The sequence below is a fragment of the Psychromonas sp. genome (genome assembly GCF_041586535.1).
Taxonomy (GTDB): Bacteria; Pseudomonadota; Gammaproteobacteria; order Enterobacterales; family Psychromonadaceae; genus Psychromonas.
On the sequence record NZ_JBFGZY010000023.1, the window covers coordinates 1 to 19,787 of the forward strand.

A 19,787-nucleotide genomic window follows, 5' to 3' on the forward strand; every position below is an offset into this window, starting at 1 on the left:
AATACGCTTTGGTGAACTGTTAGATAGGATTCATGCCGTTCGCGGAGACACTCCTTTTTCAGAGTGGGTTAAAGATGCTTGTGAACAAAAATTAAAAACCAAGTGATGTTAATGCTCCGCATTAAATGATTTTCATCACCGTCCTTTAGGGCGGTGTTTTTCATCAAAACTGATAAATTTGAGTAAATAATGAGTAATATTAAGTACCGATATGACCATATGCGATTATAGATCGCCTCAGACTAAGGTGATAAAGCCTAAGGGAGATAGAAAATGCACAATACAATTATTTGAGTTAGGTCAACTATTTTGACCGTTCGAAAAATAGAGTATTATGAGGTGTTCGTCTGGATGATTATTAAGAACTCAAAATGTAAAATGAATATCGATTAAAAATTATCGGCAGTATTTCTACTGCTGATGATTAGAATCTATGATAATAACTAACGAGAAAATAGACCGAGCGTATTTCTAAGTAACTTTCCTACCAGCATTTTATAACTACGCTTTAGCCGTTTAGGATCAAGTTGTGTTTTACTTATTCCTGAAAACTTTTTCCAGTCCTTAATGTCATATTCTAAAGCCAAATTTCCCCGATTATAAAACCGAGAAGTGACATCTAAACCTAAATTTTCTGGACTATCGGCAATAATATTATTGGCTAAAAATCGATTCCAAAAATCACAGCCTAACCCAGCATCATCATTACTTTTATTTTCAATAAATAATTCTTTATTAACTAAAGAAGAAAGCCAATTTAAGCAGAGAAACTGCTCTGTCGCAGGATAACGGCTTTTATAACCCGGAGTCGGATTAAAGAGTAAATGAGGGATCATTTTGTCAGGCCAAACCATTAACAAGTCTTCTGTTAAACCAAAATCAAAGAGATCACTTTTATGGAAATAGACTGGAGCACCGTAGTGCGATTGAATAAAGAAAGTGCTGCTTGTCACAATACGGCTTTGCAGAAATGAAAATTTATCTTCTCGAGGAGATTCACTATATTTCTCAAAAACACTAACAAACTCTCTACCTTTAAGTAAATTATCACTTCTAAGTTTAACCGCGTATTTTGTTGTTACTTTCTTTAGGCCTTGATGAGTGCTATGCAACTGCCGATTATTATTAAGTGTGATTATCTCACCGTTAACGGAAATATCATTACTACCCGGATCATCTAACTCTAATAGTAAGTCATAATCTAGACCATCTGTAACTTGGCCTTTCCAAGTTGCAATAATAATTTTTGATTGTGGAAAATAACGTCGAATACTATTAAGACACAAGGTAGTGATAGATTCAATTTGATCTCGCCCTTTGCCGCTTTGTACTGGACCTTGCACCACAAAAGTGATCTCACTATCTTTAATAATATTCTGCATCTCTTTTCACTCTGCTTTATATGACAAAAAATCATCATACTCTGCAGGGACGCCACAGAATATAACCTGATCTCGATCGATAAGGTGGTAATGCACCAAAGCCCCTTTAGCGATTAAAAGGTTATAAAGAGGTGCGACATACAACTCCCCTTTTTCCCATTCTGCTTGAGGCTTATTAAGGTACTCATTATAAATAGACAGATAATCGTTAATATCTGAGAAATGATATAAACCCGTACAGCATAAGTCAGAGATAGGGTTTTTCTCTGCGGTTTTGCAAACAAGCGTACTATTTTCATTCATAGGCTTAGCAAAAGACCAATTATCACCCGTTCCTTGAAACACTTCTAAATAACCGTCTCCCGACATTTCTGTTTCTGGAAACTGAAAGTCAGGCCGAAAAGTATCAATATTGAATATAGTAATCGCGCCTTGATATTCTAATCCCTGTAAACCTAATGCAACCGTCTCGGCCTGTCCTCGAGTATCTTCATTAAGGATTTTAATAATATAGTTTTGAATACCTAAACTTTTAGCTGATTTATCTACAAACTCAGCTGTTTGGTAAACATCACGTACAATAAACAGAAAGGTTTCTTTACTAAAATAATTTTTAAAACTATTCACAGCATGAGCAAATAAAGTCTCACCATGCGCTTTGAGCATATATTTAGGCTCAGTATAACCCGCTTTAAAAAAACGAGAGCTCAGACCTGCCATTGGGATAACAATCATTTTTCTAATCTCTTTAAAATTTGATAGATACGAAAAGCATTAGCAAATAATGCCTGTTGACGTTTAAGATCATCACTGTGCAGAGGCAACATAGACAAGAACAACTGAATCTGCATTGCATATACATTTAAGGCTGTTAAAGAAAACTGAGACTCGAGTAACTCAATAAAAAACTGTTGAGTTGCTTTATGCTGACGAACCCCAGATAGCTCAAATGTGATTTTTTCATTCTTTATTTCAACATCAAAATAGCCGGCTATTATCCAATCATACAAACCTAAGACTGAGTGGCTTAATTTTGCTAGATCATAACGGGTATCTCCATAAATAGTTAACTCATTATTGATGGTTATCCCTCGAGGATCGATGCTCTTAATTCGCCCGGCGCGAAAATCATAAAGAATATTACTAAAACAAAAATCACCATGCAGCACACTTGCGTTTTGCCTTTCTTTAGGTAAATGCAAAGCACTACTAGTTAGTAAGTCATTTAATGATGCTGGAGATGCATCATTAAAGATCCACTTTTTATCTAAAGTCAGTTTATTTTGCAAGCAGTATTCTTCTAGTCTTTGCTTGGTTTTATCACCAAATAATGTATTCAATTCATTGACAGGCTGATTACTTGGAGCACTGAATTTCATGCAGTCTTTAATGAATTCCAGGCAATGACTAAGGATTTTTTTCCAGATAATCGTTGGTAAATCTGCAAATACAAACAACTCATTCAGCGCTGTATGATGTAAATATTCAAGTCGGTAAGCAAAACTGTTTTTATGTTCACTACCGCCTAAAAATTGTGGTGTGTAACCACGCAGTCGCGCAGGTAAATGCTCAAACCAATTTGCTTCAGCCCGGATTTTTTGATCTTTACAGCTCGATTTTTCAATCCATTTATCGGTAATAACTAACTCATTGAAAGCACGCTGTGTAGTAAAACAAGCTTTTGATCGGTAGTAAGTATTTACATGGCCAAAATCAAGCCAACTGGACGTTTTTATCGCAGCTAAACCAATACCCAAATGATAACGATTCAGTCCATCTAAAAATTGCCAGTGTGTTTGCGTTATATACCTAATGAGCTGACGGGGCTGACTGAACTTAAAATAACCATTCACAACGCTATTTGTTTCTGGGTTTAAATGATTATCACTATTTTCTAACCAACGCGCATCATCATTGGTAACCACCGCCCAGTTATAACTATCTTGTACTTCCGAGATACCAATAATATCATCACCGCTAGGTAGCTCTGTAAACAGGGTATCACCAAATAAAATATGCATCGGTAAATCAAGACAGTGATCAGCTAGGTTCAACGAGGCAACTAACGATGCCCCCAAACTTAATTTATCGGGAGACTGTATAATAGTCACCGATTTATTTTCTAACCATCGTTTATCAATTAACGAAATTTCATAGGATTCAGGTATGGACAAGTAAACGGAAACGCCTTCAGGTGCCAATTCAACTTGATGCTGAAATAAACGACGATTGCCTAGCGGTAAAAAGCTAGGAGGAATTTTACCAAACTCAGATTCAAGCTCTTTTCCCACATAGGCTGCCGACATAATTAAGAACATTAACCTTCCTTTTCTAATAATTCATTTATTTCGGTAAGAGACATTGTTGCGAATTCTGACGGGCGAATAGCTTTATCATCAATATAAAAGCCTTCATTTCCACACCATGGTTTACCTACCAAAATTTCATCATAAGGCACTGAATGTTTATCTAACCACTGCGTAATAATCGGTAAAGTGTGAATATTGATTTTTCCGACATTACCTTCATAAGTACGCATATTTCGCGCTGTTGAGACAGTAATACTAAAACCTTGCGCTTTATATTCACGTAATCTCTCAATTACATCTTCTCTCGGTAATACATTTCTATAATCAGAGGTGTTGGCTTGAGTTATTGTTCCATCTAAATCGACAACTAATTTTTTCATTGATTCTCTCAAAGTTTAAGCAGTGTTTCATCATTATTTAGAATAGCCTTGACGCCTATCTTTACGATGAAAGAGATAACTTCTTGCTTTTACTCTATATCCTGTAGTTAAAAAATTATAAATATACGCTAAAGACCACTTTAATTTAAAACCTAAATTGACTTTAAGATCGATCTTGAAAGTTTTTTCATAGAGCCATTTCCAACGTTCAAAACTATAGAAGTAATATGGGGAATAATTTACTTCCTTCAATCTATCTGGCACTACCAAGCCTAGCAAATCACCATCAACAATAATAATATTATTAATCATGTACTGATATGACTTTTCAATATCTTGTTTTGTACCATATTCATCATGTAATTCAATATGCTCAAATTTATTTAATAATTTTAGCCATAATTCTTGCTCTACATGCAGTAGCCTATGAGGGTAATATTTATGTTGCATTTTATTTTTTATTTTCTCGTTAAATGAGTATGCTTCATAAAATCCAATATCCCATAATGTCAATAAATCGCTTGTTTCTCCAAATTGGAAAAAATCAGAAATGAAATAAGGAATACGCACCCCTTTAGCAAATTCTTTAGCAAAATAATTAGACGATACAATACGATTATTAAAAATAGAAAAACGTTTATCACGCGCTTCAAACATAAATAACCATTCCAGCAGGCTATTTTTTTCTAAATAATTATCTGTTCGCATTTTTACACAATATTTAGTTGTTACAGACTTTATTCCCTGAAATGTCGATAATATTTGTCGATTTATATTTACAAAATAAGGTTGGTTATTTTTATCAAATGCATCTATCGTAGTGCCGGGATCTGCAGTTAAAATACATTTATCAACAACTATTCCTGATAGTTGTGAATTTTCCCATGTAGAAAGTATTATTTGACTACCAGGAAATAATATTTTAATTTTTTGTATAGATAAGATAGTAATATCTTTAATTACAGGCCCTTGAAGAACAAATGTGATATCACTAGGCTTTACTTGTTTTTTCATTTGTTTTTTCCACTTGTTTTAATAAAAAGTTGTACACCGACAAAGCCACTTTTTCAATATCAATCGACTGCATATTTTCTTGACTCTTATCATTCGATTCTGGGATAAAAGCAATATGCCTCCCTCCACTATTTAAAGGCTTCCAACGTAATGGTGTGGCACTACGTTTAGCAGGAAAAAAACCGATAGTCGGCACATCAGCCGCCCCTGCAATATGTAGTGGCCCCGTTGAACCCGCAATGAACAGATCTGCGCAACTAATAGTTTGGCAAAAAGAGATCAGCCCTTTTGTCGATTGATAAAGATAACTGGGTACTGTTTGGTTCAACAATGCTTGCAATTGCCTTGCTTGCGCCTCTTCTCCTGGCCCTGCGGTTAATATAAAGCCTATACCAGTAACACGTTCATTTAATAAATTAATAAGTTGTGCATATTGCACTATTGATAAATTATTTGCGCTGCCACCACTACCTGCATGAATAAAACACAGTTTATTGACGGGGGCTGATAATTTTTCAAGAAGTGACGCTCTTATATCGTGTTTAACTTGCAAATCAACTCTTAAAAAAGGTGCAGCGATTTCAACTGGAGAGATACTCTTTGTTTGCAAAAAGTGGCGAATAAGATCAAGATTATATTCAGACTCGGGTTTTGCCGATTGAGAACGGCGCTGCTTTAAACGATCGGTAAAGAGAAACTGTGCCCATTTAGTCGCAGGAGCAAGACGATAAGGTATTTTGGCTTTACGCCCTAATTGTGCATTTCTGGTCGTCGAAAAAAGACAAATATAAGCATTATAATGTTCGTTTCTGATTTCATTAATTAGTCTAGTTTGTTGTGACTTATCAGCATCATCAACAATCACGTTATCAATCCATGGACATAGTTCAGCTAACGCTTTGGTGTAAGCAGGTACTAATGCGTCAATTTGAGCATCGGGCATTGAATTTTTTAACATAGCAAAACTTGGCCATGCCAACATGAAATCACCAATTTTATCATTCCGAACTACAAGCACTTTGAACATAACCAACAACCCCTTCGATCTTTTTTGAATTAATACAGTGACAGCTGATTTTACTGTAATTAATTATTTTTTGATATTAATGAATATCGGCAAGTAGTTGAGTTTAAATGCTATAACTTGCCTCGTTAAATAAGAGACTTTATATTTATTGTTTGTTAAAGTTCACTGAAATAACTATTAAAAGAGAAAATAATGAACGCATTAATATTTATCACTAACCGCTTAAGTAAAATTATTGGCAATATTTGCAAAATATTAGCGTACCCATTCCACATGATTTTCCCTAAAAAACGCTTTGCGATTCCGTTTTATTCCAAAGCAAAAATAACGACAAAAAAACAGAGCAAAATTCCTAGAATTATCTGGCAAACTAATTATTCCAATCGTTCAACACTGCCTGTTTATTTAAATTATCTGTTTAACCGTCTAATGTCTTTAAGTTATGAATATCGTTATGTTAGTACAGAAGAGCGCTTAGAATATATTAAAAATAATACCTCAGATGAAATCTATAATAACTACCGCCTATTGAATGATGGTGCAGCACAAGCTGATTTATGGCGACTTATTGTCCTGTACAATGAAGGTGGTGTTTATTTAGACATTGATGCAAACTTTGTCTGGCCATTAGGCTGCATTTTGAAAAAAGATGATCCGGCTGTTTATATAAAAATTAAGAACAATACCCATTACACCAATTATTTTTTAGCAACCGCACCTGATAACCCTGATTTCGCTGAAGCTATCGCACTGGTGGTAAAAAACATCCAACAACGAAGAACTGACATCGGTGTTTACGGCATGACCGGGCCGGGTGTTATTAATGAGGTTTTAAAAGGCAAAAATCCAATTACCCGCAGCCACCGAGAAACTTGTATTCAAGGTTCATTTACCAATGAACACTTTCAATACCTTGATAAACCTGGATCTAAATGGACACACAAAAAACCATCTAATCTTTTGAAAGGTAAAGATCATACAGAGCATTAATGCATAACTGACGTTAATACATCAAATAATCTTATATCCAATCTATTAAACCACGTCAAGGCATGAAAAATGAGAAGTGAAGGTTGCACGTACGGTTCTTAGGAGCGGCACCTAGGGCGCCATATAGTTTAAAAAAACAGCACCGGCGAGAGCCCAAATGGTCGCAGGTAAGGCAAATTTTTGAAGATCTAGTGGGCCTAAATCGAAAAAATTTAACGCAACATGCGACCATTTGGGCCTTGCCTGAACGATTTTTAGTCAGCTCTGGCGTTCGTTTTGTAAACTATATGGTGCTCTACTATCCGCCCCTTCAGATCTCACCGCCGGCCACTGACGCCCTTACCATTCGGATGACCTTCCCCCCGGTCGGGCCGATACTGTTTTCTTGCAAGCAATCAGGCTTGCTGGCTTCGCCGAGCAAACAAAACACCTACGAGATCAGAGTAAAAACTTCTTTTCATTCATATAGTTATAGCGGATAATATTCTTAAGCGTTATTTAGCCTTAAAAAAATCACCACAACAGCAAATAAAGAAAGCATAAAACTTCTCAGATGCTTTTTAACGCCGAACATTGAGGTTGAAATTTTTTAGTATGGTTTCCATGGGCAGGTTTCTGTGTTGATTTGATGTCAGAAAACCTATTTTCACAATTCCAGTCCATAGTTCCTATCTCACGTTTTCCAAAACTGCCCGACGTATTGATTACAGAGGGATTCAAAATTTAAAATCAATAAGCAATTTAGAGTAAATAATGAGTAATATCAATTACAGAGCAGATATAGATGGTTTAAGAGCATTCGCAGTTTTAGTCGTTATCATTTTCCATATGAATGAAGATTGGATACCGGGTGGTTTTCTTGGTGTAGACCTGTTTTTTGTTATCTCGGGTTATATAATTACATCAGTCATATATCCGCAGATAATTGCAAATACTTTCTCATTTAACCTTTTTTATGTAAAACGTATCAAGCGTATTCTTCCTTTATTTTATTTGGTTTCCTTTACTAGCTTCATCTGTGCTTATCTGCTCTATACGCCTAATGATTTTGTTAGCTTTGCTGATAGTTTACGTTATGCCAGCAGTTTTATTGCTAACATCTATTTTGAAAAGCAATCAGGTTACTTTGCTCCAACTTCAGAAACGTTACCATTATTGCATACATGGTCTTTATCTATCGAAGAGCAGTTTTATTTTATCTGGCCTGCAATGCTTATTTTAGCCGCAAAATACATACCTAAACGTTTGTTTGTTAGTTTAATAGCGGCTACTTTGATAAGCTTGGTTGTCTACTCAGAATATTTATCTCATAAAATACCAGAAGCAGGCTACTACTTTATCCAAAGCCGTGGGTTTGAGCTTTTAACCGGCGCTCTGCTGGCAATTCTATTCTTCTATAAAAGAGAGAAAAATATTTCTTTTAAGCCTTCAGTTTATCAATTGAGTGGTTTGACTGGTGTTGCCATTATCATTTTTTTCACTATTTATCTTAATGGGAATAGTGTATTTCCTGGTTTTAATGCTTTTATTGTATCTGCTGCGACCGCCGCGATTATCCTGTCCGGTGAATCCAAGGCAACCTTCACTTCACGATTTTTAAGCCATTTTACTTTTGTTCTCCTGGGTCGCTTATCATATTCTCTATACTTATGGCATTGGCCTGTACTGGCTTTTTACCGTTATAGCTCGAATTCATTTACGATCAGAGATGCACTCATTTGCAGCTTCATAACGCTCGTTCTTTCTATTCTTTCATGGCGCCTATTTGAAAACCCACTACGCTTTATCCGTTTAAAAAAACGCTGGGTATACCTTTTTTACTTTTTTCTTCCAATTACAATTTCCGTTGTTGTTGCAAAAAGTATAGCCAAGCATGATGGCTACCCACAGCGTTTTTCCAATGAAGCCCTCACCCTTTACCAATACTCAAACATGACTTTTGACCATGAAAAACTAAGCCAGCCACAAATTGATGCATACCCACCATTTGAGCCATTTCTGATCGGGGATGCCTCTCCGGCTAACAAGACCCAGATAAAAACCTTTATCTGGGGGGATTCTCACGCAGGACATTTTAGAAGTTATGTTGATGAACTGGGAAACCAATTTGGCTTCTCATCACTTTTTGGAGGCCTGGGTGGGTGCCCTCCACTATTAGGCACAGATCTTATCAAGCACGGAAAGCCGGAAACGCCCTGTAGTCAACACAATGATCAACTATCAGGTGTAATTAAAAATTCCGGTGCCTCTATTGTATTTTTAGCGGGGCGATGGGCCATGTACACAGAAACAACACGTGCACAAGGCGAGAAAGGCAGTAGAGTATTCTTAGGTGATGCGTCAGATTATTCTGAAAGCAGAGAAAATAGTCGTCGAGCACTGAAAGAAGGACTAGAGAGAACAATCACTTTTCTTATAAAAAATGGGGTTACACCTGTATTATTTGGGCAGACACCATCTTACCCATTTAAACCAAGTAATTGCTGGGTAAAAAAAGCCTCCTACCTCTGGCTGGTAGATACTAACTGTGATATTGAAGAGCAGGATATGGCTTCAAGGCAGGGGTTTGCCAATCACTTACTCAAAGAGGTTGCTGCAAAATACCCGGAGGTAATACTTATCCCCATCACTGATGAGCTTTGTAGAAATGGCAAATGTGTCAGTAAAATTAATGGGATTCCACTCTACCACGATAACAATCACCTGAACTCTGAAGGAGCCAGAGAAATTTATCGAATAAGCTTGAAAGAAAATAAATTGCACCTGTTGATTGATAGGTTAAAACTTATATAACCTAACGCCATGCGCGACTTTTAAACAATAATAAGATGTTCAAGTTGCAATGGGTTATTTTTAAGTTTAAGTAAGGTATTAGCAAGCACGCTTAATCCATGCGCTAATACCTTGCGACTTACAATGAATATCTGGCCCAAAGAATTGGAAATAAATTCGGAAAGCGCTTTTTTACGCCATTCCCTTATTGATAAAAATTTTTATACCATCGGACAAACTCCGCCACACCCTGTTTTACGCTCATTTCCGGTTGGTAAGCAATCGCTTCAAAGAGATCTTTGGTATCTGCAAAGGTTTGGTAAACATCACCCGCCTGCATTGGCATAAAGTTTTTCTTCACTTCAGTTCCCAAGGCATCTTCTAATGCATCGATAAAATCAAGCAGTTTGACCGGACTGCCATTACCAATATTGTAGATAGAATAAGGTGCGGAGCTTGTGGCGGGCGTGCCAGTCTCTGGTGACCAGTTTTTGTTTTTTGCCGGAATAACATCTTGAATACGTATCACGCCCTCAACAATATCATCAATATAGGTAAAATCACGACGCATATCACCGTGGTTATAAACATCAATCGCCTCACCATTAATAATTTTCTGAGTGAACTTGAATAACGCCATATCAGGGCGTCCCCATGGCCCGTACACTGTAAAAAAGCGTAAACCCGTAGTTGGTAAATCATAGAGATGAGAATAAGTATGAGCCATTAATTCATTAGACTTTTTAGTAGCGGCATACAAAGAGATAGGATGGTCAACCGCATCACTTGTAGAAAATGGCACTTTGCTGTTTAAGCCGTAAACAGAGCTGGATGAGGCATAAACGAGGTGACTCACTTTTGTATGACGGCAGCCCTCTAAAATATTCAGATGTCCGATTAAATTGCTATCCGCATAGGCTAAGGGGTTATCAATGGAATAACGCACTCCCGCCTGTGCTGCCAGATGAATAACACGGTCAAATTGCTGAGTTTCAAACAATGCAGGCATTGTCTGACGATCTGCCAAGTCCATTTTGATAAAGGTAAACAAAGGATGAGCAATTCTATTTAAACGCGCCTCTTTTAGTGCGGTATCATAATAATCATTGATATTATCGATCCCGATAACCTGATGGCCAACAGCTGTTAATCGCTCAACAACCGCACTGCCGATGAAGCCTGCCGCACCTGTAACTAGATATTTCATAATAACTTACCTGTCCTTTGATCACGTCCCAAAAACAGAGTATAGATCCTATTTCCAACATCTAAAAGACAGAAGCAGCAATTAACCTGCACAGTGTTATTCAGATCAAAAAAATCCCCAACCTGTAAACAGAGATGGGGATTTTTTAACAGCCAGCTATTAACAATCAGGCTGCTTGTGTTTTTATGCGGAGCAGTTTTTAACTATTTCCAGGCTTTCCAAGCGTTAATCAGACCATTAGTAGAGCAATCATGGGTTGTTACCGTCTGATTACCAGCTAACTCAGGTAAGATTTGACCGGCAAGTTGCTTGCCTAATTCAACGCCCCACTGGTCAAAGCTGAAGATGTTCCAAATCACGCCCTGAACAAAGATTTTTTGCTCATACATAGCGACCAGCTGACCTAATGTTTTCGGTGTAATTTTCTTAACCAAAATGGAGTTTGTTGGTTTGTTACCAGTAAATACTTTAAAAGGTACTAAGTCAGCCACTTCTTCTGCTGTTTTACCAGCAGCACTAAACTCTGCTTCAACCTGCTCTTTGCTTTTACCAAATGCTAATGCTTCTGTTTGCGCAAAGAAGTTAGAAAGCAGCTTAGGATGATGATCGCCCGCCGGATTATGGCTTACAGCCGGAGCAATGAAATCACATGGAATCAGTTTTGTGCCCTGGTGAATCAGCTGGTAGAAAGCATGTTGCCCGTTTGTACCCGGCTCGCCCCAGATAATTGGACCCGTCTGGTAATCAACAGGCGCACCATTGCGATCCACACATTTACCATTTGATTCCATATTACCCTGCTGGAAGAAGGCAGGGAAACGATGCATATATTGATCGTAAGGCAGGATGGTTTCCGACTCTGCGCCATAGAAATTGTTATACCAAACACCGATCACCGCCAGGATAACCGGAATATTTTCTGCAAAATCAGTTTCTGCGAAATGCTTATCCATTTCATGCGCACCGGTAAGCAACTCTTCAAAGTTATCAAAGCCGATGGTTAAGGCGATTGATAAACCGATTGCCGACCACATTGAGTAACGGCCGCCAACCCAATCCCAGAATTCGAACATATTTTCAATATCGATACCAAACTCAGTCACCAGCTGGGCATTCGTTGATAATGCCGCAAAGTGTTTAGCAACATGCGCTTCATCCTGCGCGAAGTTTAAGAACCACTCGCGCGCACTATTGGCATTGGTCATGGTTTCTTGTGTGGTAAATGTTTTAGACGCCACTAAAAACAGCGTTGTTTCCGGATCAACTTTGGCTAAGGTTTCAACAATATGAGTGCCGTCAACATTAGATACAAAGTGACTTTCAATGCCTTCAACTTTATAAGGAGTCAGTGCTTCAGTGGCCATATAAGGACCAAGATCTGAACCGCCGATACCGATATTAACGATATCGGTGATACGTTTGCCGGTGTAACCTTTCCACTCACCGGAATGTACTTTTGCACAGAATTCTTTCATCTGCGCCAGCACTTTATTAACCTTTGGCATAACATCTTTGCCATCAACCATCACCGGTGTATTACTGCGGTTACGTAGCGCGCTATGCAATACTGCACGGCCTTCAGTCACATTGATTTTTTCACCGGAGAATTGCGCTTTAATTGCCCCCTGCAGATCAACTTGCTCAGCAAGTTCGATTAATTTTCCGAAGATTTCTTCAGTAATAAAGTTTTTAGAGAAATCGATTAATAGATCATCCTTAAACTGGCAGGAAAACTGCTTAAAACGATCCGGATTATTGGCAAAAAGTGCAGCTAACTCGATGTTTTGATTTTTATCAAATAGAGCCTGTAATTCAGACCATGCAGCGGTTTGCGTTGGGTTGATATTTTTTAGCATAGGTAATTTCCAAAAGTTATTGTTTAAAAAGCAAGAATCGGTTTATTTAACTATAAAAAGGTACTTCAAATACTGATATGAATCTATATTAAAGGTGCAATTTCAATTGGTAAACGTTATTTATAAAAAAAACAGCTGAAACAGCAACAAAACATCTACAAATCCTAATAATGACGAAATGCGCCAGGCAGTAACAATGGATAAGCTTATCATTAATCGTGCCTATATTATCTCTGCAGAAGAGAGACAATTCACAATAAAGATCCCATTTTTGACAAATTCAGGTATTATCTTTGCTCTGATTTTATATCTGGCCTAAGCCCGTTAGGCATAGATTTTATCACTCGATAAAGGGAACAGCATGAGCAGCAAAGCAGAAAATACCACTCACTTTGGCTTTAAAACCGTACAAGAAGATAAAAAAGCAGATCTCGTTGCCGATGTTTTTCATTCCGTAGCGGCTAAATACGATATTATGAACGATGTTTTATCCATGGGAATTCATCGTGTTTGGAAGCGCTTTACGGTTGACTGTTCGGGAGTGCGCAAAGGACAAAAAGTATTGGATCTGGCGGGAGGAACAGGTGATCTGACTGCTAAATTCTCCCGTATCGTAGGTCAGACAGGACAAGTGACCCTAGCCGATATTAACGATTCCATGCTTAAAGTGGGTCGCAGTAAGCTGCGCGACATGGGCATTGTTGGCAATGTCAGCTACGTTCAGGCGAACGCCGAAGAGCTACCTTTTCCTGACAACCATTTTGATTTAGTAACTATCGCATTTGGTTTGCGTAATGTTACCGATAAAGATAAAGCGCTCGCCTCTATTTTCCGGGTATTAAAACCCGGCGGGCGTTTATTGGTGCTGGAATTTTCCAAACCACTTTATAAACCTGTGAGCAAGTTTTATGATTTCTACTCCTTTAATATCCTGCCTAAACTGGGTAAGTTAATTGCTAACGACAGTGAAAGTTATCAGTATCTTGCAGAAAGTATTCGCATGCACCCTTGCCAAAATACCCTGAAAGAGATGATGGATAATGTAGGTTTTGAGGGCACGGAATACTTTAATCTCAGTGCCGGTATTGTTGCCCTGCATCGCGGTTATAAATATTAAATAAATGGTCGATGCAGATCACCAAGCGGCGTCAGGAAAGTGGCGCTGCCCTGCTTTTATTTGTTAACATCCGCTCTAAAAATAGAGAATATTATGCCCTTAGATAACCTGGTCTGCGGTTTGCTTGAAACCACTGTTAATAAATTACAGCAACTCGACTCAAGCGCACTACAAAGACGCAAGCAGCTTAACGGCACCGTTATCGGGGTGCTCTTAAAAGAACTGAATAAACCCCTCTATTTTGTTATCAGCACACAGCAGATTGATATTTTGTCGAAATATGAAGGGCAAACGGATTGTTTTATTCGTTTGAACCTCTCCGCCTTAAAAGAGCTGCAAAATAACCATCAACTAACCCATTTAATTAAAACAGAACAGCTCGAAGTCGAAGGTGATATCAACACCGTGCAACGCTTTGCATCTTTAATTACAGAGATGGATATTGACTGGGAGGAGCACCTCTCCTCCTACGTCGGCGATGTCCTGGCACATAAACTTTGTTATCAGCTCAAACAATGCCGCCAAAACCTCTCTTTGCGGATCAAAACAATTGAAAAACACAGCAGCGAATATATTACCGAAGAGCTGAAAATAGCCCCGGGAGCACTTGAGGTTATGTACTTTTGTGAGCAAGTCAACGATATCCAAAAGCAGACTGAGGCACTGGAAAAACGTATCCAATTACGTTTTCCCGATTATAAGCGCACCTAAATACAAAACCACGCGGAATATCCGATGATAAAAATAAAAGAACTGTCCCGCCTTTACCAGATCAATAAAACAGTTATTGAGTATGGACTGATTGAACTGCTGCCTAAAGAACATATTCCATTAACTTATCGTCTGATGCGCTGCGCACTGTTTTGGATCAAAAATCAACATCAGGGTAAAAACTTACCAGAAAGATTGCGCTTAAGTTTACAGTCCCTCGGGCCCATTTATATTAAACTCGGTCAGATGCTCTCCACCCGCCGCGATCTGTTACCGCCTATCTACGCAGACCAACTTGCCTACCTGCAAGATAATGTGCCACCCTTCTGCGGTGAACTGGCCATCCGGCAAATAGAAAAATCATTCGAACAACCGATAGATAGTATCTTTGATGATTTTGATAAAGTGGCCCTTGCTTCAGCCTCTATTGCCCAGGTACACACGGCGACTTTAAAAGAAGATGGCAGAGCGGTAGTGGTTAAGGTCACCCGGCCGGGTATTGAAAAAACCATCCAGGCAGATTTACAACTGATGAGGTGGTTGGCTTCTTTGATGCAGCGTTTTTTAAAAGAAGCGGAGCGTCTGCGTCCTGTTGAAGTGATCCGGGAATATGAAAAAACCATTATTGATGAATTAGATCTGATGCGTGAAGGGGCGAATACCATTCAGCTAAGGCGCAATTTTTTAAATTCCAAACTGCTTTATGTTCCTGAAATATATCCGGATTACTGCACTAAGAATGCATTGGTTATGGAAAGAATCTACGGTATTCCGGTATCCGATATTAATACCTTAAAAGCACAAAAAACAGATCTTAAATTACTGGCTGAACGGGGTGTCGAAACCTTTTTCACCCAGGTTTTCCGTGACAGTTTTTTTCATGCGGATATGCACCCGGGTAACGTTTTTGTTTCCTATGAGCACCCGGAAGATCCCCTTTGGATCGGCATCGATTGCGGTATCGTCGGGACGCTCAACCAAGAAGATAAACGTTACCTGGCTGAAAATTTTCTGGCCTTTTTCAATCGTGATTACCGTCAGGTTGCACAACTGCACGTAGATTCCGGTTGGGTACCGGCAGATACCCCCGTGGAAGAGTTTGAGTTTGCCATCCGCGCGGTATGCGAGCCTATTTTTGAAAAGCCACTTTCAGAAATATCCTTTGCCCAGGTGCTGATTAACTTATTTAATACAGCCCGCCGCTATAATATGAAAGTTCAACCGCAGCTGGTTTTATTGCAGAAAACACTGCTTTATGTGGAGGGTTTGGGGCGGCAGTTATACCCGCAGCTGGATCTTTGGGATACGGCAAAACCTTTTTTAGAAAACTGGATGAAAGAGCAGGTTAGCCCCAAGACATTAATCAAATCCATCCGCCAGAAAGCGCCTTTCTGGATTGAAAAGTTACCAGAATTGCCTGAGCTTATTTATTACAATTTATCGCAGGCTAAGACACAGCAGAAGCAACTGGCTTTATTGACTGAGTCTTTAAACAGGCAGCAGCAAAGTAATTATAAAGGTCATTTTTATATTGCCGCCGGGATCACCCTGAGCATCATCTCTGCTCTCGCTTACCTGCAGGAAGATCAAAATGTCGCATTGTTAGCGGGCATCCCGAGTATTTTTGCCTGGCTGCTTGCGTGGCGCCATAGCAATAGGGTATAAAGTTTGCTGTAAGCTATAAATCAAAATAACACATTCATGAGTATAAAAATAAGGAAAAAATATGGGCGGCATCAGTATTTGGCAGTTAGTTATCATCGCAGTGATCGTAGTATTACTTTTTGGCACAAAAAAATTACGCGGCATTGGTGGTGATTTAGGCGGCGCGATCAAAGGATTCAAAAAAGCATTAAAAGAAGATGAACAAAACCCTTCTGAGCAAGTTGAGGATAAAAATGAGAAATCATTAAAATCAGAGCAAAACTCGAGTGAAAAAATCGAGCCGGATACAAAAACGAAGAACAAAGAAAAAGATCAGGCTTAATCGTCAACTCAAAGGTGTAGGTTAGATGTTTGATATAGGTTTTTGGGAACTCGTTGTGATCTCGGTGATCGGCTTAGTGGTACTTGGGCCAGAACGTCTGCCCGGTGCGATCCGCAGTGTCATGCATTGGGTAACAACAGTGAAAGAGATGGCAAACTCGGTTAAAACAGAAGTGGCCCAGGAGTTAAAGCTGCACGAAATCAACGAGAATATGATCAAAGCAAGTAAAAAAGGATTAAGCGATCTCGATCCCGAACTAAAACAATCTATTGATCAGATGAAAGAAACCGCCGATCAACTGTCTCGCCCCTATAAAAAAGAGGTTGATGATATTAACCAATCCTTAAATGAAAAACCCGATGACAGTAAACAGCAGGAACAAAACATCACCGACAGCCAGAACAAGAATCACTTCACACAGGACAAAAAAGAATGAGTTCAAACCAGAATAATGAAGCAGGCAACCAGCATAGCTTGCCATTATTTAGCCACTTGATTGAACTTCGGGACCGTATATTACGTGTTGTTGCAATCGTTATGGTTGTTTTTTTAAGTCTGGTCTATTTTGCTAATGATATATATCAATACCTGGCGATCCCGCTAACCAGTCAACTTCCGGAAGGTGCGAGCATGATAGCGACGGGTGTGGCAACTCCTTTTTTCACGCCGATTAAGCTCACCATGGTATTATCTATTTTTATTGCTATTCCGGCGATTCTCTACCAGCTTTGGGCGTTTATTGCGCCGGGTTTATACAAACACGAACGCAAATTAATTGCTCCTCTGGTAATTAGCAGTGCATTGCTTTTTTATTTAGGCATGGCATTTTCATATTATGTGGTGTTTCCACTGGTGTTTTCCTTTTTTGCTAATACAGCACCGGAAGGTGTTACTATCGCAACCGATATCAGCAGTTATTTAGATTTTGTTTTAAAACTGTTTTTTGCATTTGGCTTAGCCTTTGAGATCCCTATTGCTACCTTAGTACTGTGCTGGACAGGCGCGACGACACCGGCAAAACTCAAACAAAAACGCCCTTATATTGTGGTTATTGCATTTGTAGTGGGTATGTTACTAACCCCACCGGACGTTATTTCACAAACATTACTGGCAATACCCATGCTGATTTTATTCGAGCTTGGGTTACTGTTTTCCCGCTTTTATGTACGCCCTGAAAATGATCCGGAAAATAGCGGGCAAGAGAGCTGATCTGCGATGATTGATATTGGCGTCAACCTGACGAATAAACGCTTTCACAAAGATATCCATGAGGTTATTGCTAACGCCAGACTGGCAGGTCTTTGCAATATGATCATCACCGGCACAAGCCTGTGTGAAAGTGAAGCAGCATTGCAGTTAGCACAAGATGCTCCTGATTTGTTATTTTCCACTGCAGGCATTCACCCCCATGATGCTAAAACATTTACTCACAGCAGCTTAAATCGGTTAAGAGAGCTGGCCAATAACCCGCAGGTTAAAGCAATCGGCGAGTGCGGCCTCGACTTTAACCGCAATTATTCAACGCCTGCTGAGCAGGAATATGCATTTGTCCAACAGCTGGAATTAGCCGTTGAATTACAATTACCGGTTTTTATGCATGAGCGCGATGCCAACCAACGCTTTATTGAACTGTTAAGACCTTATCGTACGCAACTGCCAAATGCTGTTCTGCACTGTTTTACCGGTGATCTTGCTGACCTGGAGCGCTGTCTGGAAGTTGATCTGCATATCGGCATTACCGGCTGGATTTGTGATGAACGCCGCGGTGCGCATTTGTTAGAGTTGGTGAAATTAATTCCCGATAATCGCCTGATGATTGAGACGGACTCCCCCTATTTATTACCTCGATCAATGCGCCCCAAACCCAAATCAAGCCGCAATGAACCCAAGTATCTACCCTATATCGCGCAAACCATTGCGCAGGCGCGTCAGCAAACTCTTGAGCAGTTTATACAACAAACTACGCAAACCACTCGGGCCTTTTTTAATATTGGCAAACAGCCCCTTTAACAGGATTTACCCATGACCATTTCTCAGCATTTCCCTGCGCGACGTTTGCGTCGTGTCCGTAAACATGATTTTTCCCGTCGTCTGGTTGCCGAAAACCAGCTTTCTGTTGACGATCTTATCTATCCGATGTTTATTATTGAAGGTGTAAATAAACGCGAGGCTATCGCTTCTATGCCCGGTATCGAACGCCTTTCAATCGATCTGTTAGTCGCGGAAGCGCAACAGTTAGTTGCTTTAGGCATCCCCGCAATTGCCCTGTTTCCGGTTACCCCTGCAGAAATAAAAACCGAGATGGCGGAAGAAGCTTATAACCCTGATGGTTTAGCGCAGCGTGCGGTAATAGCCGTCAAAGAAGCCTTTCCGAAACTAGGCGTAATCACTGATGTCGCACTGGATCCTTTTACGACCCACGGACAGGACGGTATTATTGATAAAAGCGGTTATGTCTTAAATGACATCACCACAGAAGTTCTGGTTAAACAGGCACTTTCCCATGCACAGGCCGGGGCTGATATTGTCGCACCGTCGGATATGATGGATGGCCGGATCGGTGCAATACGTTTGGCATTAGAAAATGCCGGCTATATTAATACCCAGATCATGGCCTACAGCGCCAAATACGCCTCAAACTACTATGGTCCGTTTCGCGATGCCGTCGGCAGTGCAGGCAATTTAAAAGGGGCGAATAAATCCACCTACCAGATGGATCCGGCCAACAGCGATGAAGCCATCCATGAGGTTGCTCTGGATATTCAGGAAGGTGCGGATATGGTGATGGTTAAACCGGGTATGCCGTATTTGGATATTGTCCGCCGGGTTAAAACAGAACTGCAGGTGCCGACCTTTGCTTACCAGGTAAGTGGCGAATATGCGATGCACAAAGCGGCCATAGACAATGGCTGGTTAAAAGAGCGGGAAACAGTTTTAGAGTCTTTATTGTGCTTTAAACGCGCCGGAGCAGACGGTATTCTCACCTATTTTGCTAAACAGGTCGCTATCTGGTTAAAAGAGAGCAGATAAAACTG

18 protein-coding genes are annotated in these 19,787 nt (G+C 39.5%); 10 read left to right on the plus strand and 8 right to left on the minus strand.

The features are described 5' to 3' along the window. Positions 1-443: 443 nt before the first annotated feature. Genes ABZA00_RS04285 through ABZA00_RS04310 form a run of 6 tightly spaced genes read right to left on the minus strand, consistent with a single transcriptional unit; the run spans position 444 to position 6,112 of the window. The gene (locus tag ABZA00_RS04285; protein WP_372880904.1) at positions 444-1,382 is read right to left on the minus strand and encodes a WavE lipopolysaccharide synthesis family protein; all 939 of its coding nucleotides are present in this window, start codon (positions 1,380-1,382) and stop codon (positions 444-446) included. Between the two features lie 6 nt (positions 1,383-1,388). After that, positions 1,389-2,117: a glycosyltransferase family 2 protein gene (locus ABZA00_RS04290; RefSeq protein ID WP_372880905.1), complete on the minus strand. Its 729-nt coding sequence runs from the start codon at positions 2,115-2,117 to the stop codon at positions 1,389-1,391. Next, the gene (locus ABZA00_RS04295; protein ID WP_372880906.1) at positions 2,114-3,700 is read right to left on the minus strand and encodes a capsular biosynthesis protein; all 1,587 of its coding nucleotides are present in this window, start codon (positions 3,698-3,700) and stop codon (positions 2,114-2,116) included. Before ABZA00_RS04295 ends, ABZA00_RS04290 begins: the two co-directional genes overlap by 4 nt. Next, positions 3,700-4,071: an HAD-IIIC family phosphatase gene (locus ABZA00_RS04300; RefSeq protein ID WP_372880907.1), complete on the minus strand. Its 372-nt coding sequence runs from the start codon at positions 4,069-4,071 to the stop codon at positions 3,700-3,702. The genes ABZA00_RS04295 and ABZA00_RS04300 overlap by 1 nt, the downstream gene beginning before the upstream one ends. 33 nt (positions 4,072-4,104) lie before the next feature. After that, positions 4,105-5,085 carry a WavE lipopolysaccharide synthesis family protein gene (locus ABZA00_RS04305; protein WP_372880908.1) on the minus strand — a complete coding sequence of 327 codons (981 nt, stop codon included), beginning with the start codon at positions 5,083-5,085 and terminating at the stop codon, positions 4,105-4,107. Further along, positions 5,063-6,112: a glycosyltransferase family 9 protein gene (locus ABZA00_RS04310; RefSeq protein ID WP_372880909.1), complete on the minus strand. Its 1,050-nt coding sequence runs from the start codon at positions 6,110-6,112 to the stop codon at positions 5,063-5,065. The genes ABZA00_RS04305 and ABZA00_RS04310 overlap by 23 nt, the downstream gene beginning before the upstream one ends. 192 nt (positions 6,113-6,304) lie before the next feature. Between ABZA00_RS04310 and ABZA00_RS04315 the strand changes: the two genes are divergently transcribed. Further along, positions 6,305-7,102, plus strand: a complete 798-nt coding sequence (locus tag ABZA00_RS04315; protein WP_372880910.1) for a glycosyltransferase family 32 protein — start codon at positions 6,305-6,307, stop codon at positions 7,100-7,102. 753 nt (positions 7,103-7,855) lie between these two features. After that, positions 7,856-9,895: an acyltransferase family protein gene (locus ABZA00_RS04320; protein ID WP_372880911.1), complete on the plus strand. Its 2,040-nt coding sequence runs from the start codon at positions 7,856-7,858 to the stop codon at positions 9,893-9,895. Positions 9,896-10,079: 184 nt separating this feature from the next. On the opposite strand, the gene ABZA00_RS04325 is transcribed toward ABZA00_RS04320, so the two are convergent. Both ABZA00_RS04325 and pgi read right to left on the minus strand, forming a co-directional pair. Then, positions 10,080-11,081: an NAD-dependent epimerase gene (locus ABZA00_RS04325; protein WP_372880912.1), complete on the minus strand. Its 1,002-nt coding sequence runs from the start codon at positions 11,079-11,081 to the stop codon at positions 10,080-10,082. A gap of 203 nt (positions 11,082-11,284) precedes the next feature. Next, entirely contained in the window at positions 11,285-12,937 is a 1,653-nt protein-coding gene (gene pgi / locus ABZA00_RS04330) for a glucose-6-phosphate isomerase (RefSeq protein ID WP_372880913.1), read from the minus strand. 361 nt (positions 12,938-13,298) lie between these two features. On the opposite strand from pgi, the gene ubiE reads away from it, so the two are divergent. The 8 genes from ubiE (at position 13,299) to hemB (ending at position 19,782) form a co-directional block, all read left to right on the plus strand. Further along, on the plus strand, positions 13,299-14,054 hold the full coding sequence (gene ubiE, locus ABZA00_RS04335) for a bifunctional demethylmenaquinone methyltransferase/2-methoxy-6-polyprenyl-1,4-benzoquinol methylase UbiE (RefSeq protein ID WP_372880914.1): 756 nt from the start codon (positions 13,299-13,301) through the stop codon (positions 14,052-14,054). A gap of 93 nt (positions 14,055-14,147) precedes the next feature. Further along, complete coding sequence (locus tag ABZA00_RS04340; protein WP_372880915.1) at positions 14,148-14,765, plus strand: SCP2 domain-containing protein; 618 nt, start codon at positions 14,148-14,150, stop codon at positions 14,763-14,765. A 24-nt stretch (positions 14,766-14,789) separates the two neighbouring features. Then, positions 14,790-16,430 carry a ubiquinone biosynthesis regulatory protein kinase UbiB gene (gene ubiB, locus ABZA00_RS04345; protein WP_372880916.1) on the plus strand — a complete coding sequence of 547 codons (1,641 nt, stop codon included), beginning with the start codon at positions 14,790-14,792 and terminating at the stop codon, positions 16,428-16,430. Between the two features lie 61 nt (positions 16,431-16,491). Then, entirely contained in the window at positions 16,492-16,752 is a 261-nt protein-coding gene (gene tatA, locus ABZA00_RS04350; protein WP_372880917.1) for a Sec-independent protein translocase subunit TatA, read from the plus strand. 25 nt (positions 16,753-16,777) lie between these two features. Then, positions 16,778-17,188, plus strand: coding sequence for a Sec-independent protein translocase protein TatB (gene tatB, locus ABZA00_RS04355; protein WP_372880918.1), 411 nt, complete (start codon positions 16,778-16,780; stop codon positions 17,186-17,188). After that, positions 17,185-17,961, plus strand: coding sequence for a twin-arginine translocase subunit TatC (tatC, locus tag ABZA00_RS04360; RefSeq protein ID WP_372880919.1), 777 nt, complete (start codon positions 17,185-17,187; stop codon positions 17,959-17,961). The genes tatB and tatC overlap by 4 nt, the downstream gene beginning before the upstream one ends. A gap of 6 nt (positions 17,962-17,967) precedes the next feature. Continuing rightward, positions 17,968-18,762, plus strand: a complete 795-nt coding sequence (locus ABZA00_RS04365; RefSeq protein ID WP_372880920.1) for a TatD family hydrolase — start codon at positions 17,968-17,970, stop codon at positions 18,760-18,762. 12 nt (positions 18,763-18,774) lie between these two features. Next, positions 18,775-19,782 (plus strand): porphobilinogen synthase, encoded by a 1,008-nt coding sequence (gene hemB / locus ABZA00_RS04370; protein WP_372880921.1) that lies wholly within the window; start codon positions 18,775-18,777, stop codon positions 19,780-19,782. Positions 19,783-19,787 lie beyond the last annotated feature (5 nt).

What these genes read in the sequence shown, in the direction of transcription:
- ABZA00_RS04315 (WP_372880910.1), top strand. Translation starts at nt 6,305, where the DNA reads ATGAACGCATTAATATTTATCACTAACCGCTTAAGTAAAATTATTGGC.
- ABZA00_RS04285 (WP_372880904.1), bottom strand. Translation starts at nt 1,382, where the DNA reads ATGCAGAATATTATTAAAGATAGTGAGATCACTTTTGTGGTGCAAGGT.
- tatA (WP_372880917.1), top strand. Translation starts at nt 16,492, where the DNA reads ATGGGCGGCATCAGTATTTGGCAGTTAGTTATCATCGCAGTGATCGTA.
- pgi (WP_372880913.1), bottom strand. Translation starts at nt 12,937, where the DNA reads ATGCTAAAAAATATCAACCCAACGCAAACCGCTGCATGGTCTGAATTA.
- tatB (WP_372880918.1), top strand. Translation starts at nt 16,778, where the DNA reads ATGTTTGATATAGGTTTTTGGGAACTCGTTGTGATCTCGGTGATCGGC.
- ABZA00_RS04340 (WP_372880915.1), top strand. Translation starts at nt 14,148, where the DNA reads ATGCCCTTAGATAACCTGGTCTGCGGTTTGCTTGAAACCACTGTTAAT.
- ABZA00_RS04365 (WP_372880920.1), top strand. Translation starts at nt 17,968, where the DNA reads ATGATTGATATTGGCGTCAACCTGACGAATAAACGCTTTCACAAAGAT.
- ABZA00_RS04305 (WP_372880908.1), bottom strand. Translation starts at nt 5,085, where the DNA reads ATGAAAAAACAAGTAAAGCCTAGTGATATCACATTTGTTCTTCAAGGG.
- tatC (WP_372880919.1), top strand. Translation starts at nt 17,185, where the DNA reads ATGAGTTCAAACCAGAATAATGAAGCAGGCAACCAGCATAGCTTGCCA.
- ABZA00_RS04295 (WP_372880906.1), bottom strand. Translation starts at nt 3,700, where the DNA reads ATGTTCTTAATTATGTCGGCAGCCTATGTGGGAAAAGAGCTTGAATCT.
- ABZA00_RS04325 (WP_372880912.1), bottom strand. Translation starts at nt 11,081, where the DNA reads ATGAAATATCTAGTTACAGGTGCGGCAGGCTTCATCGGCAGTGCGGTT.
- ubiE (WP_372880914.1), top strand. Translation starts at nt 13,299, where the DNA reads ATGAGCAGCAAAGCAGAAAATACCACTCACTTTGGCTTTAAAACCGTA.
- ABZA00_RS04310 (WP_372880909.1), bottom strand. Translation starts at nt 6,112, where the DNA reads ATGTTCAAAGTGCTTGTAGTTCGGAATGATAAAATTGGTGATTTCATG.
- ABZA00_RS04290 (WP_372880905.1), bottom strand. Translation starts at nt 2,117, where the DNA reads ATGATTGTTATCCCAATGGCAGGTCTGAGCTCTCGTTTTTTTAAAGCG.
- ABZA00_RS04300 (WP_372880907.1), bottom strand. Translation starts at nt 4,071, where the DNA reads ATGAAAAAATTAGTTGTCGATTTAGATGGAACAATAACTCAAGCCAAC.
- ABZA00_RS04320 (WP_372880911.1), top strand. Translation starts at nt 7,856, where the DNA reads ATGAGTAATATCAATTACAGAGCAGATATAGATGGTTTAAGAGCATTC.
- hemB (WP_372880921.1), top strand. Translation starts at nt 18,775, where the DNA reads ATGACCATTTCTCAGCATTTCCCTGCGCGACGTTTGCGTCGTGTCCGT.
- ubiB (WP_372880916.1), top strand. Translation starts at nt 14,790, where the DNA reads ATGATAAAAATAAAAGAACTGTCCCGCCTTTACCAGATCAATAAAACA.